The organism is Vibrio diazotrophicus, from assembly GCF_038452265.1.
Lineage (GTDB): Bacteria > Pseudomonadota > Gammaproteobacteria > Enterobacterales > Vibrionaceae > Vibrio > Vibrio diazotrophicus.
This window is the reverse complement of the sequence record NZ_CP151843.1, coordinates 181,392-195,230: the sequence shown is the minus strand read 5'-3', so window position 1 is coordinate 195,230 and position 13,839 is coordinate 181,392. Positions and strand designations below refer to the sequence as shown.

Here is a 13,839-nt window from a genome sequence, read left to right as displayed (position 1 = left end):
ATGGGTGGTAGTACGCCACCCAAACCATTGCGAAACAATAACTCAAAGAGACACGTGTAATGGAATATCTGATGTATCTCAGTTTTGGTGACCAAGGTTGGGGAGATGAATTACTGAAAGGCTTAGCCATAACGCTGGGACTTGCACTCTGTGCTCTGCCCGTTGGTATGGTGATTGGAACTTGCGTTGCGGCTTTGTCCGTCAGCATTCGACCCGCTCATCGTTGGTTTGCAACCATCTATACCACTGTATTGAGAGGTCTTCCTGAGCTACTTACTCTGTTCATTATCTATCACGGTGTTGGGCTGCTGATTAACAAAACTCTGAAATGGATTGACTCAAGTAACGGATTTTTTGAGTTAAACCCTTTTGGTGCAGGTGTGATTGCTTTAGGACTCGTTTTCAGCAGTTATGCAGCCGAGGTATTGCGTGGCGCTTGGAAAGCCATGGACAAAGGACAGCGTGAAGCTGGCTATTCATTGTCGATGAGTCCTTGGCAGATTTTCTGGCACATTGAGCGACCACAGTTATTGCGCCTTGCTTTACCGGGCTTAGGCAACCTGTGGATTAACTTACTCAAAGACACCGCACTCGTTTCGGTGATTGCTTTGAACGACTTAATGCGAGCCGCCAACATCGCCGTTGGTGCGACCAAGAAACCGTTTCTGTTTTACCTGACTATCTGTTTGGTTTATTGGGCCATATGCGCTTGTTGCGAGCGTTTGTTATCAACCATGGAAACCCACTCTAAACGTGGTATCCGCGTAAGCCGTTGAGGAAAGGACGATGCTAGACTTTATTGAAAAAGTCTCCCCTATGCTCCTTAGTGGCGCATGGATGACCATTAAGATTACCGTTGTGTCTGTGGTTATCGCTGCAATCCTTGCCTTACCTATGTCTATTTTGCGAATTCAAAAGTCCGCTGTTTGCCGCGTTCCTGTGCAGGTGTTTATTTCCTTCTTTCGCGGCACGCCACTGATTGCTCAGCTGTTTTTGGTTTACTACGGGTCTGGTCAGTTCCGACCATTTCTAATGGAAATGGGATTGTGGCAATTCTTTAGAGACCCGATGAACTGTGCGTTACTCACATTCACTCTGAACTCTCTGGCGTATCAAACTGAAATTATGCGCGGTGCCATTCAATCGGTAGATGCGGGTGAAATTGAAGCAGCCAAATCGATGGGAATGAACAACAACCTGCTTTATCGACACATAGTGTTACCCCTCGCCTACCGAATTGCGTTTCCGGCATTAGGCAATGAATGCATTTTGATGCTCAAAGGTGGCGCTGTCGCGAGTGTCATTACGGTAATGGACTTAATGGGTCAGACGCGTCGAGCATTTTCCCAGACATTCGATATATCAACCTATTTTCTCGCGGCTGTGATGTATCTGGTGATCACCATCAGCTTTGTCATCGCTTGGCGCTACGCTGAACGTTATCTGTATCGACATCAGATCCAACGATCACCGAATAAACCCGTACTTCAAACAGCAACAAATTAACTTTGATATCAACAAACAACCGTCTACAGGGGCACAGCTCTTGGGGATTCGCATTATCTGAACAAGGATTTATACGATGAATACAATTGAACTAAAAACACCTTATTTAGTATTTCTTGGTGACGCTAATGATCTTCTCATGGCGAAAGTCGCGAAAGGCGTCGCACACTGGCGTCCTGAAAAGTGCCTTGCTCAATATCGCCTAGCTGGTGCAAAAGCCGATTTGGGCTTACCTGAAATGAATCCTCGCGAAGCGGCGGCTTGCGGCGCAAAAACCTTTATTCTTGGCTTAGCACCTGTGGGTGGAACACTGCCTGAAGAATGGCTGGATCTGCTGATTGAAGCAATGGAAGCTGGACTAGATATCGCAAGCGGTTTGCACATGAGACTGAACGATATTCCACGTTTAGTTGAAGCGGCAGAACGTACAGGCCAAAAGCTGCTTGATGTGCGAGTTCCTCAAGGCCCAATGGTGTGTGGTACTGGCCTTCCTCGTTCGGGCAAAAGATTACTCAGCGTAGGTACGGACTGCTGCGTAGGCAAAATGTTTACTACGCTCGCTATCCATCGTGAAATGGAAAAACGCGGCATTCCAGCAACTTTCCGTGCAACAGGTCAAACAGGAATTCTGATTGAAGGAAATGGTGTACCCGTTGATGCGGTTGTGTCTGATTTTATCTCTGGCATGGTAGAGACACTAGCGCCAGACAACGCGCCAGAACATTGGGACATCATCGAAGGTCAAGGTTCGCTGCTACACCCTGCTTATGCTGGCGTAAGTTTGGGGCTGCTTCATGGCGCTCAGGCTGATGTCATCATCGTGTGTCACGAAGCTGGCCGTGTTCAAATGGACGAAATGCCTGGCTTTACTGTTCCAGAGCTGCAAACCGTTATCGACATCAACCTCACTATGGGTCGCGTCACCAATCCAAATATCCGTTTAGGCGGCATTGCTCTTAACACTGTAAATCTCAGCCAAGAACAAGCGCTGGCAGAGATTGCACGAGTAGAGAAACAGTTTGGTGTGCCTGTTGTCGACCCAGTTCGCACAGGTATCGCATCAATTGTCGATCAGCTTGAAGAGGTTTGTTATGCGTAAGATGTCGATCAAGGTTGAACAGTGGCCACTGCACGAACCTTTTGTCATCTCTCGCATGGCTCCGATGCTGCACGGTGAAGTCGTTGTTGTGGGAATAGAACAAGCTGGCTGCATTGGTCGCGGTGAATGTGAACGTATGGATGTATTCGAGCCTGAATATCCAGACGTTCTTGCTATGGTTGAAGCGTTCAAATCTCAAGTGGAATCGGGTATTAGCCGCGATAAACTTCGCGACATTATGCCCGCAGGCGCAGCTCGTAACGCTATTGACTGCGCACTGTTTGAACTAGAAGCCAAACTGAACAAGCAAACAGCGTGGCAAATGGCGGGCTTTAAAGAGGCACCGAAGCAAGTCACCACAGTATTTACGCTTTCTTTAGATACGCCGGAAAAAATGGCTAAAGCGGCGGCGGCGCAAAAAGACCGCCCCATTCTCAAGCTGAAACTTGGCCGTGAAGGTGATTTAGAACGCGTCAAAGCCGTTCGTGAAGCTGCACCCAATGTACGTTTGGTTATTGATGCCAACACAGGCTGGAGCTTTGAACAGCTAAAAACTTACTTGCCGGAGCTCGCCAAACTTGGCGTAGAAATGGTGGAACAACCGTTAAATGCTCAGGAAGAACATTTATTGGAGACCATTACACCAGAGCTGCCAATTACTGCAGATGAGTCGTGTATCGACCGCTCGTCACTGGCGAATTTGAAAGGACGTTATCAAGCAGTCAACATCAAGCTGGATAAAACGGGCGGTATGACAGAAGCGTTAGACTTGCTTAAAGACGCACAAGAGATGGGTTTTGAAATCATGGTCGGTTGTATGATTGGAACATCACTGGCGATGGCTCCTGCCCTGCTTTTGGCTCAACAAGCTCGCTGGGTCGATATCGACGGGCCGTTACTGCTGTCGAAAGATCGCTCTCCGTCTCTCCATTATCATCAAAGCCAAGTTGAGCCTAATCAAGCGGTTTGGGGGTAGTTCTGTAATCTGCTGAACTATCTGCGTCTGCACTAAGCTCTGCTTTAATATCCTAACGCTCACCAACTGGTGGGCGTTTTTATTTTTAGAGTTCAAACTTCAAAATAAAATTTAATGAACTAACTTTAAACTCACCAACATAATTAGATATTAATTCACATTTATTATATTTATAGTCAATCAGACACTATCCGGATAAAAGCCCTCAAAATCAGCACTTCCAACAAAAAGCGTTTAACAAAATTTTGTATAAATTTCATAACTTTAAAAACAATTCACACACTGCAATTGTTTCCAATTTGTTTCATTTGTTAGTTTTTAATTATGCCTTTAATAATTTTATGCGGTAAAATCATTCAACAAACAAAATGGTCAACAGCATTAATTATTAATATTTGCCATATCTATTGAATATATTTTCATCTTTAAAACATCTTAGTGATTATTTATTCGTTAGTAACCCAAATATTCATTTTTAGTATTGGTAACAGTTGATTTGATTTTCGAATGTAAGCGGTCGAGTCTGCGGACAAATGGAGTGCTTACTATTAGCAGGATGCGCTGACATAAGTATGCCTAAAACTTCTTCACAGCACAGAATTGGAATTTTCATCCCAAATGAATGCTCTTTGCTTACGTTGGGAGCGATCACCGAGCCTTTTGCGCAGGTGAACAAAATTCTGGGTGAAGAGAAATTCCAGCTTATCTATGTGGGAGAAAAGGCAGGAGCAAATATCGAAATCAGTGGTTTACCACATTCGATGGCAAGCCCCCCTATCACCTTGGTCACGCAAGCAAGCCTCGCAGACATTTCCGAATACGATGCGCTTATCATTGCCAGTGAACAACAACCAAAAGCCCCCTTATCGAAAACCGCTCAGCTCGCGCTGCAACACTACTATCAGCAAGAAAACACATTCATTATCAGTGTTCAGGCTGGCTGTTTCTGGCTGCTGGAAAATGGCATTGGGCTCGATGAATCATGGGCGATTCACTGGCGCTGGGAAGATGAAATAAAAACAAAATACCCAGACCTTACTGTTCAATACGAACACTTTCGTCAGTCCGCCAAGTTGGCAAGCTGCGCGAGTTATTCCGACTGCCTCAATTTGTTAATGGTGTATCTCGCCAAAGATGAAAGCCAAGTGGCCGCACGTTCCGTCGCTGATGAGTTGTACCTAGACAGAGACAAACAGTCGTCACAACAACGAAATGCCACTTCAGAAGATGAACTGGCTAATGGAGGACTGGAAAACATCGAGCTGCCTCCAAGGCTCGCAAAAGCCATATCACTGATGGAAAGCAATCTGGAAGAACCATTGTCAGCAGATATGATCGCCGATTTAGTGCATGTATCGAGACGCCAGCTAGAGCGGCTTTTCAAACGTTATCTCGACACCATGCCGGCTCGTTACTACCTGCAATTGAGATTAAAGAAAGCACGAGATCTGCTACAGACCACCAATTTGTCAGTGGTACAAATCGGCCTGACCTGCGGGTTCTCAAGTGGCCCGCATTTTTCGTCTGCTTATAAATCGTATTTTGAAATCACACCCAGAGAAGAGAGGTCAAAACGTTTATATGCAACCAAGAATTAATGTAAAAAAGCGACCTCACATTTGTTAACAAAAGGTGAAAATCTATAAAAACTGGTCGTTTTTACGAACGTAATGTCGCAACTCGTCGCGTATTCTGAAAGTGATGGAACTGTTCACAGAGGCAAACACAATGACGTTTCCCTTTATCAGAGCCGAAGAGTACTGAGTAAGAATCGGATACTGGCCTTGCTCAATTGAGTAAGTAATAGAAGCGTTGTTAGATACAAAATAAGGTTAAACCCATGATTGTATTACGTCCTGTCAAACTGACTGATTTAAGCAACATAGAAAAGCTTGCGGTAGATAGCGGCCCAATGGTGTGCACACTGCCAGCGAAGCGTGAACACCTATTGCAGAAAATTGAACAGTCCATTTACTCATTCGAACAAGACGTTTTTTGTCCGGGCGAAGAATCTTACTTCTTTGTATTAGAAGAGACCGACACTGGGCATTTGTTGGGCACAGGAGCCATCAACGCGCTAGCGGGATATCGTCAGGCGTTCTACTCGTTTCGCAACGACATCATTATCCACTCCTCGCGAGAGTTAAATGTTCACAGCCGTATTCACGCATTGACGCTGAATCATGACTTAAGTGACCACTCTCAACTGTGCTCTTTTTATATTGATCCATCGCAGCGCCACACGCTTTCTCCGGCGTTAATCACGCTAGGACGTTTGATGTTCATGAATGCGAACTCTAACCGATTCGCGAATGAATGGATGGCGGTGCTGCCGGGTATTGCAGACACCCAAGGCCGCGCTCCTTTTTGGGAACACGTTGGCCGCAAATTTTTCGGCATGGACTACAACCAAGTCGAATATTACAACGGCACACGCGACAAAGCGTTTGTTGCAGAACTGATGCCACATTATCCGCTCTATGTACCTCTGATTAATGAAGAGGCGCAAGCGGTTATGGGACAAGTTCATCAAGATGCTGAACTTCAATATCAGCTCTTAAATGACCAAGGTTTTGAGCCAGACAAGTATGTAGAAATCTTCGATGCTGGCCCTATTTTGACGGCTCCGCACAATGCGTTGCCTATTTGTCTGAATATGAAAACCGGGTCACTGGTCGGTGAACCTCTTCACGCTGACACAAAGCAATACTTGGTTGGTTACCAAGGAGCCAAAGGCTTCTGTGCATTTATCGCCGAGGGGAACCAAACAGAGGATCGACTGATCATTACTAAAGAATTGATGGAAGAAGTTGGCCTGACTCAACACCAGAAGGTGTGGTTCTTAGCCCTGTAGTCTCTTCTCTCTTTTCAGGAAAAATAACAAGGAATTTAAACTATGATGGTAATTCGCCCAGTCACTAGGGATGACAAGCAAGCTTTATTAAAACTGGCGACCAAAACCGGTGTAGGTTTTACGTCGCTACCAAACAATGAAGCGAGATTGGCAGCACGTATTGAGCGTATGATCGAGACATGGGAAGGGAAAGCACCTATTCACGATCAAGGCTATCTATTTGTATTGGAAGATACGGAAAGTAAACAAGTGGTTGGTATCAGTGGCGTGGAAGTCGCAATTGGTCTAACAGAACCTTGGTATGATTTCCGTGTTGGCACTTTGGTACATGCGTCAAAGGAGCTTAATGTGTATACCCAAATGCCAACGCTTTTCCTCAGCAACGACCACACAGGTTACAGTGAACTTTGTACACTGTTCTTAGACCCTGATTACCGCAAAGATAAGAACGGTCACTTGCTGTCGAAAAGTCGCATGCTATTTATGTCTACCTTTGAAGACAAATTTGCAGACAAGTTGATCGCTGAGATGCGCGGCGTGTCTGACGAGAACGGTAACTCGCCATTCTGGGAAAGTTTGGGGCGTCACTTCTTCTCTATCGACTTTAGCGAAGCAGATTACCTGACAGGCATTGGTCAAAAAGCGTTTATCGCCGAACTTATGCCTAAGCACCCGATGTATGTTGATTTCTTAACTGACGAAGCAAAAGCGGTGATTGCAGAAGTGCACGAAAGCACGCTTCCTGCGCGTAAGATCCTGGAAAGTGAAGGTATGCGTTATGAAGGCTACATCGACATTTTTGATGCAGGCCCTACGCTTGAAGCGTACACCAAAGATCTTCGTATTGTTCGTGAAAGTGAAACTCGTAAAGTATTGATTTCAGATACTTATCACGAAACAGAATCAACACTGCTTGTTGGCAACCTTGATTACCGTAATTATCGAGCCATCATTGGTTGTCAGCCTTGTACAGAAACAGAAATTACCCTGTCTCCTGCACAAGCAGAGATTTTAAATGTTGCGAATGGCGACTTGATTCGAGTTGCGCCACTGTTTGCAAAAGAAGAGTGTCGCGAAGAGCTCGCTCAATCCGAGTAATTGAATATTCATGGCAGAAAATGCCCTCGCGCCTTAATCGGTACACTTATTAGAGATTTATCGGTTAAGTCGCTGGGGTAGACAAACAATAACAACGTACCCTGCCCAAACTGTTTACCTCGCCTACTCTTCCCATTGAGTAGGCTGATAGGAGTCTAAAATTATGTCAGCTTATGAAGTTAACTTTGATGGTCTTGTCGGTTTAACGCACAACTATGCGGGTCTTTCGTTTGGTAACGTTGCGTCTACATCGAACAAAAACGCAGTAGCAAACCCGAAACTCGCAGCGCTACAAGGCTTAGCGAAGATGAAAAACCTTGCAGATTCAGGATTCAAGCAAGGTGTACTTCCTCCGCAAGAGCGCCCATGCGTTCACACTCTGCGTACTTTAGGTTTCTCAGGTACCGATGCAGAAGTGATTGCTCAAGCTGCGAAAAAAGCACCACAACTGCTTGCGAATGTCAGTTCAGCATCATCAATGTGGGTAGCCAACGCGGCAACCGTTTCACCTTCTGCGGACACTGCGGATGGTAAAGTTCACTTCACTGTGGCGAACCTCAACAACAAGTTCCACCGCTCCATTGAAGATCAAACCACCAGCAATGCGTTAAAAGCGATTTTTGCTGATAATCAACACTTTGCTCACCATGCTGCGCTACCACAGCAAATGCTATTTGGTGACGAAGGTGCAGCGAACCACAACCGCTTATGTCGAAGCTATGGCGACAAAGGCGTTGAAGTGTTCGTGTATGGTCGCCAAGCCTTTGGTGGTCAGGTTGAACCTAAAATCTTCCCTGCTCGTCAAACGCGTGAAGCAAGCGAAGCAGTGGCTCGTCTGCATCAGTTAGACGAATCACAAACCGTATTCCTACAGCAGAACCCAGATGTGATTGACCAAGGCGTCTTCCACAACGACGTGATTGCAGTAAGTAACGGTCCAGTTCTGTTCCATCACCAAGAAGCGTTCCTCAATCAAGCGCCTGTGTTTGATGAAATTCGCCGCAAGCTAGGCCAATTTGATTGTGAATTTACTCCAATCGAAGTACCGACCAACAAAGTATCAGTGCAAGACGCAGTGGGCACTTACCTATTCAACAGCCAGCTTCTAACCAAAGCTGACGGCAGTATGGTAATTGTGGTTCCAGAAGAGTCACGTAAGAACGAGCGCGTTTGGACATACCTGACAGAGCTAACCCAAAGCGGTGGCCCAATCAACGAAGTGAAAGTATTCGACCTACGCGAAAGTATGTGTAATGGTGGTGGTCCAGCTTGTCTGCGTTTGCGTGTTGTTCTTAACGAACAAGAGCTTAAAGCCGCGAACCCGCATGCACTAATGAATGATGCGCTTTATGGTTCGCTGACTCAGTGGGTGAATAAACACTACCGTGATCGCCTGACTGAAGCTGATTTGGCAGACCCACAGCTACTGATTGAAAACCGCACTGCACTGGATGAGCTGACTCAAATCATGAACCTTGGTTCAATCTACCCATTCCAACGCTAAGCAAGGATTTATTGGAAATGGATTTTTTAAAACAGACATTATCAGGGGAAGCCTTTTCCCCTGCATCAGGTGAAACCGCCACTTTGCGTTGGAATTGTCCGGCGCAAGGTATTATCGCTTTCGAACCTATAGCGTTCTCAGATAGCCCACAATCGAAAAGTGTGGTTATCTCCGCAGGCATTCACGGTAACGAAACCGCGCCTATCGAGATTGTTTCTGAGTTGGTTCAGGATTTTCTAGCAGAGAGACGTTCTTTGAATGTTCGCTTGCTAGTCATTCTTGGTAACCTCGAAGCGATGCGCACAGGTGACCGCTACCTAGAAGTGGACATGAACCGCTTATTCAGTGGTAAGCATGCCAACTATGAAGCGTGTGAAGAAACTCGTCGCGCACAAGTCATTGAACAGCAAGTGATCTCGTTCTTTGAACAACAACCCAATACTCAGCGCGTTCACTTTGACCTGCATACCGCAAGAAAGCCGTCTTTCCATTTGCGATTTGGTCTACTTCCTTATGTAGAATCTGGTAAGTATCAACCTGAAATGATCGAATGGCTACGTAATGTCGGCTTAGAAGCGCTGGTGATCAACCATGCTCCAGCAGCAACGTTCAGCTACTTCAGCAGCCAAACTTGCGGTGCCCAAAGCTGCACTTTAGAGCTAGGTAAAGCACTGCCATTTGGCGAAAACGATCTTTCTCAGTTTGTTGGTATCAAAGAAGGCTTAATCGCCCTCACAACAGGCACTCCTTGCCCTGACAACAGCGCACCAAAAATGCCGGTTTATAAAGTCAGCCAAGAGCTAACTAAACTAACCGAAGCTTTTGAACTGAATTTTGCCGAAAGCGTGCAGAACTTCACCGCATTCGAAAAAGGCAGTTTGCTTGCTACCGACGGCGATAAAGAGTACCGCGTTGAACAAGATCAAGAGTGGCTGATTTTCCCGAACAGCGGCGTTCGTCCGGGTCTACGAGCGGGTTTAATGCTCACTCAAACCGCATTAAATGACTGGATAGCTTAACTATCAAATCTCACTTCCTCTAAGCGCAATTTGTCACTTTGAATTCAAGATTGAATATGAAATGACAAGTTGCGCTTCGTTGTATTTGCCTCAACATTTGATTTTTACAGACACCCGTTCTGATGAATCCGTATGCGATTGTCTTTGAGATTCGGCAAAACCTTAATAGAACAAAGCCTTTTGCAATTAGCCCTTGTTTATGATTTGATCGGCGTTTTTTTGCTATCTATTTTCTGCTACCTAAGAGTATAAGCATGCCCAATAAACCCCGCCCTCGTACGACGATTCCTGCTTCTTATTTTGGTATGGTGCTTGGGCTTTCCGGTCTGGGTCAATCTTGGCGTGTTGCTCATTCCCTTTGGGAATTGCCCTCAATAATCGGCGAAACTCTGCTTTTAGTAGCCATATTGGTATGGCTACTGCTTTTATTCACCTATATAGCACAAGCAATTCGCACTCCTTCTGCGGTCTACGAAGAGTTTCGTCACCCAGTACAGGGAAGCACTCCTGCGCTCATAGGTATATCTACATTACTAATAGTCCTTGCAGTTCAACCTTATTCACGTCATTTAGCGTGGGCTTTAACCGCTGTAGGAATAATGTGGCATCTGTTCTTTTCGCTTTGACACAATGGGGCTCTGTGGAAGGGATATCGGCAAAAAATAGACTCTGTGCCTACGCTGTATTTACCTACCGTTGCTGGAAACTTTACTAGTGCTGCTGCACTCGGTTCACTTGGTTATCCAGATTGGGGATGGCTATTTTTGGGAGCCGGTATGTTTTCATGGCTGGCATTGGAGTCATTGATTATTCAACGTCTTTGGCAAGAAAATGAGCTACCTTCAGCTCAGCGACCATTACTTGGCATTCAGTTTGCGCCGCCCGTTGTATGCGCAATGGCTTGGCTTGCCATCGAACCATCAAGCCATGACCACTGGATATTAATGCTGTGGGGCTATGGACTCTATCAGCTTCTACTGGGGATTCGGCTAGGCAAATGGCTCGGCGCCGAATCGTTCGCTCCATCTTATTGGGCTTACACATTTGGTATTGCGTCAGCAACTGTGAGTGGGTTAAAGCTAGCGCTGGCAGGAGTAAGCACAGCAGAGTTAATTGCGATACCTGTGTTTATCGGTGCGAATCTGTTTATTGGTTATCTTAGTATCCGAACGTTACGCATTTTCGTTGCAAGATAGATGTTTGACTAACGCCCCTTTATATTTGCACGCTTAGCATTCCATCGAATTGAAGATCGACCAATTGGGTTCATGCTTACTAAAGTGAGTGCATAGCCAAATTGGTTTATATCGCTTCCTCAAGGCGTAACCAGCTTAGTATAAGTGGTTTGCGCCTATTCTATTTGCCGCACAACTTATTCCAATCACTCATCACCTATACACTTGTACAAATCTTCAGCTTTATACACTTCACAAACGAAAATATTAAAAGCCCGACTCTACTATTAATTACTGCCCTATTCGTCTTTACTGAACAAATGCGGTTAAACATTAACCAAAAAAAATCTCTAGCTATCAACTTACGTAATATAAATATAAAGCATAAGATATTGTTATTACTTAATAGAGTGTTACATTAGATATAGTTTATGAATGAGTAATTTTACCCATTCAATTATATATTAGCCTTTACTTGTGAAGCCAAAACCTCATGGATGATGTTTCACGAGTTCTTATAACTATGCTTCAGAGAATAACTTCGATGTACAAGTACCAACGTTTGTTGATTTTATCTGCAAATCTTCCTGTCTTACTGGCAATAAACATAGTGATTGCTTTTACTTTAGTAATGACTGATATGTATGGAACCGTTATAGGACAAGAGAAATTATGTTGGTTAATCTTATTAATTTCAGTTACCGCTTTTAGATATTTTGTTCATTCTTATTTTTCAAATGACAATAAACATAAGCTCGATTTGCACTTTGTTGGTGTCGTGATTGCAGGCCTTACCTGGGCTTTTTACCCATATCTATTTCACCAGAGTATGTCGACTAAAGAGACTATGCTGTCATTAATTATTTTTTGCGGCATGTCTGGCGGTAGCGTTACCTTGCTGTCCTGTGACCTTCGCTCTGCGATAGCTTATGTTTCACTGACCATTTTCCCATACAGTGTCGTGCTAATTATGTCCGGAGACCCAAGCCTAGAAAGCCTTGGACTTATGGGACTACTCTATGGTGTAGCTCTATGTATAACAGCCGTAAAAAGTTCTCGGATTATATTCTCTCTTATAGACAGTCAGGCAAAAGTAGAAGCAATCGCATCAGATTTAGAAATTGATTCTCACAACAAAGATCAAAAAATATCTATGCTTGAGCAGCGTGACATGTTGACGGGGTTGCTTAACCGAAAGAGTTTCATATCTGCTATAACTCTAATAAAAGCCAAAAACAATCAGCACCGCTCGCTCAATGGATTTGTACATATAGATATAGAAAAACTTCATAATGTTAATCAGAACTATGGTCACCAATACGGTGACCACATTATCACCAAGGTCGGTGAGGTTCTAAAAAACATCGATAAATTTTATGACACTTGCTCAGCCCGATACGGCAATGATGAGTTTACCATCCACATAAAAGTAAATACCGAAGAAGAGATCTTAAAATTTATTGCCACAATAAAAAAGCAATTAAGCGTTTACTTTCAACTAGATAACATCCGAGTTAAACCTGATTATTATTTTGGTTACTACATTGGAGATGACAGCATTTCGATCAATCAAGCCATGAGAAATGCTTATCTAGCCGTTACACAGGGAAAGAAAAGCAACACAAGAGTTTGCTGTTACGACACAAAAATTCAAGAAGATCAGCAACGAAATCAATACTTGCGTTATCACTTAAAAGCAGCCATTGGCGCTGAAAACTTTTTCATGAACTTCCAACCTATAGTACGTTGTAGCAATCAAGAAGTTCATTCATTTGAAGCTCTCGTTCGTTGGAAGCTTGAGAATAAAAACATCTCGCCAGCCGAGTTTATATCAGTAGCAGAAGAGCATGGATTGATTGTTGAACTAGGACAGTTAATCTTGAAAATGTCTATTGAGGCATTAGCGGATATGAATAAAACACATCCGTCGATTTCTATCTCGATTAATGTGTCTGTAATTCAGTTGGAAGATGATGATTTTATTAGCTACTTGCAGTTCATTATGAATAAATATTCGGTTAATCCAGCGAATGTTCATTTAGAAATAACTGAAACTGCAATGATTTCAAATATTACCAAGCTCACTAACCGTATTATTCAGGCCAAAGAAGCCGGAGTAATGATTTCTGTCGATGACTTTGGTACGGGCTTTTCATCCATTGCTGTACTTAGAAATCTGCAGATTGATTATATTAAAATTGATAAGTCCTATATTGATAACATTTGCTCTTGTGACAAAGACAAAAGCATTGTTTCTGCTGTCACTAAAATGGCTCACACAATTGGAACAAATGTTATTGCAGAGGGTATAGAGACTGATGAGCAATTAGCATTAATTGGGCAAAGTGGTATAGATTTTTATCAGGGATATTTATTTAGCAGACCTGTCTCATTTAAAGAAGCTGTCCATATATTGGAACAAGAGAAACAGAGAAAAATTAATAAGTAACACTAAAGGCTATTGGCTTCGAAGTTAAATATGCGCTGAGTCATGAAGTTTTCATACTAAAAAATAATGTACATGATGAATTTTGAAAGCTCCTGAAAAAGAAAGTTGACGAATTGAATACAATAAAAAGGTTACCGTTTAATACCCAGTAACCTCTAG

General features: G+C 43.8%; 10 protein-coding genes and 1 pseudogene. All 11 read left to right on the top strand.

What is annotated here, in order from left to right:
* The first annotated feature begins 59 nt into the window (after window positions 1-59).
* The 11 genes and pseudogenes from AAGA51_RS16220 to AAGA51_RS16170 all read left to right on the top strand — a co-directional run bounded on the left by AAGA51_RS16220 (window position 60) and on the right by AAGA51_RS16170 (window position 13,680).
* Window positions 60-776, top strand: coding sequence for an ABC transporter permease (locus tag AAGA51_RS16220; protein ID WP_042481281.1), 717 nt, complete (start codon window positions 60-62; stop codon window positions 774-776).
* Window positions 777-786: 10 nt separating this feature from the next.
* Window positions 787-1,506 (top strand): ABC transporter permease, encoded by a 720-nt coding sequence (locus tag AAGA51_RS16215; RefSeq protein ID WP_042481289.1) that lies wholly within the window; start codon window positions 787-789, stop codon window positions 1,504-1,506.
* A 76-nt stretch (window positions 1,507-1,582) separates the two neighbouring features.
* The gene (gene dgcN, locus AAGA51_RS16210; protein ID WP_042481292.1) at window positions 1,583-2,605 is read left to right on the top strand and encodes an N-acetyltransferase DgcN; all 1,023 of its coding nucleotides are present in this window, start codon (window positions 1,583-1,585) and stop codon (window positions 2,603-2,605) included.
* Window positions 2,598-3,581, top strand: a complete 984-nt coding sequence (dgcA, locus tag AAGA51_RS16205) for an N-acetyl-D-Glu racemase DgcA (protein WP_042481294.1) — start codon at window positions 2,598-2,600, stop codon at window positions 3,579-3,581. Before dgcN ends, dgcA begins: the two co-directional genes overlap by 8 nt.
* Window positions 3,582-4,210: 629 nt before the next feature.
* Window positions 4,211-5,179, top strand: a complete 969-nt coding sequence (locus AAGA51_RS16200) for a GlxA family transcriptional regulator (RefSeq protein ID WP_255209352.1) — start codon at window positions 4,211-4,213, stop codon at window positions 5,177-5,179.
* A 242-nt stretch (window positions 5,180-5,421) separates the two neighbouring features.
* Window positions 5,422-6,435, top strand: coding sequence for an arginine N-succinyltransferase (locus tag AAGA51_RS16195; protein WP_042481299.1), 1,014 nt, complete (start codon window positions 5,422-5,424; stop codon window positions 6,433-6,435).
* 42 nt (window positions 6,436-6,477) lie between these two features.
* Complete coding sequence (gene astA, locus AAGA51_RS16190; protein WP_042481302.1) at window positions 6,478-7,533, top strand: arginine N-succinyltransferase; 1,056 nt, start codon at window positions 6,478-6,480, stop codon at window positions 7,531-7,533.
* A 163-nt stretch (window positions 7,534-7,696) separates the two neighbouring features.
* The gene (gene astB, locus AAGA51_RS16185) at window positions 7,697-9,037 is read left to right on the top strand and encodes an N-succinylarginine dihydrolase (protein WP_042481305.1); all 1,341 of its coding nucleotides are present in this window, start codon (window positions 7,697-7,699) and stop codon (window positions 9,035-9,037) included.
* 17 nt (window positions 9,038-9,054) lie between these two features.
* Complete coding sequence (gene astE, locus AAGA51_RS16180; protein WP_042481306.1) at window positions 9,055-10,056, top strand: succinylglutamate desuccinylase; 1,002 nt, start codon at window positions 9,055-9,057, stop codon at window positions 10,054-10,056.
* Window positions 10,057-10,310: 254 nt separating this feature from the next.
* Window positions 10,311-11,252, top strand: a pseudogene (tehA, locus tag AAGA51_RS16175) (dicarboxylate transporter/tellurite-resistance protein TehA).
* Between the two features lie 523 nt (window positions 11,253-11,775).
* Window positions 11,776-13,680 (top strand): putative bifunctional diguanylate cyclase/phosphodiesterase, encoded by a 1,905-nt coding sequence (locus AAGA51_RS16170; RefSeq protein ID WP_042481309.1) that lies wholly within the window; start codon window positions 11,776-11,778, stop codon window positions 13,678-13,680.
* The last annotated feature ends 159 nt before the right edge of the window (window positions 13,681-13,839 follow it).

Bases quoted from the DNA above. Each gene is read 5' to 3' on its own strand.
- AAGA51_RS16220 (WP_042481281.1), top strand. From the start codon at position 60: ATGGAATATCTGATGTATCTCAGTTTTGGTGACCAAGGTTGGGGAGAT.
- AAGA51_RS16215 (WP_042481289.1), top strand. From the start codon at position 787: ATGCTAGACTTTATTGAAAAAGTCTCCCCTATGCTCCTTAGTGGCGCA.
- dgcN (WP_042481292.1), top strand. From the start codon at position 1,583: ATGAATACAATTGAACTAAAAACACCTTATTTAGTATTTCTTGGTGAC.
- dgcA (WP_042481294.1), top strand. From the start codon at position 2,598: ATGCGTAAGATGTCGATCAAGGTTGAACAGTGGCCACTGCACGAACCT.
- AAGA51_RS16195 (WP_042481299.1), top strand. From the start codon at position 5,422: ATGATTGTATTACGTCCTGTCAAACTGACTGATTTAAGCAACATAGAA.
- astA (WP_042481302.1), top strand. From the start codon at position 6,478: ATGATGGTAATTCGCCCAGTCACTAGGGATGACAAGCAAGCTTTATTA.
- astB (WP_042481305.1), top strand. From the start codon at position 7,697: ATGTCAGCTTATGAAGTTAACTTTGATGGTCTTGTCGGTTTAACGCAC.
- astE (WP_042481306.1), top strand. From the start codon at position 9,055: ATGGATTTTTTAAAACAGACATTATCAGGGGAAGCCTTTTCCCCTGCA.
- AAGA51_RS16170 (WP_042481309.1), top strand. From the start codon at position 11,776: ATGTACAAGTACCAACGTTTGTTGATTTTATCTGCAAATCTTCCTGTC.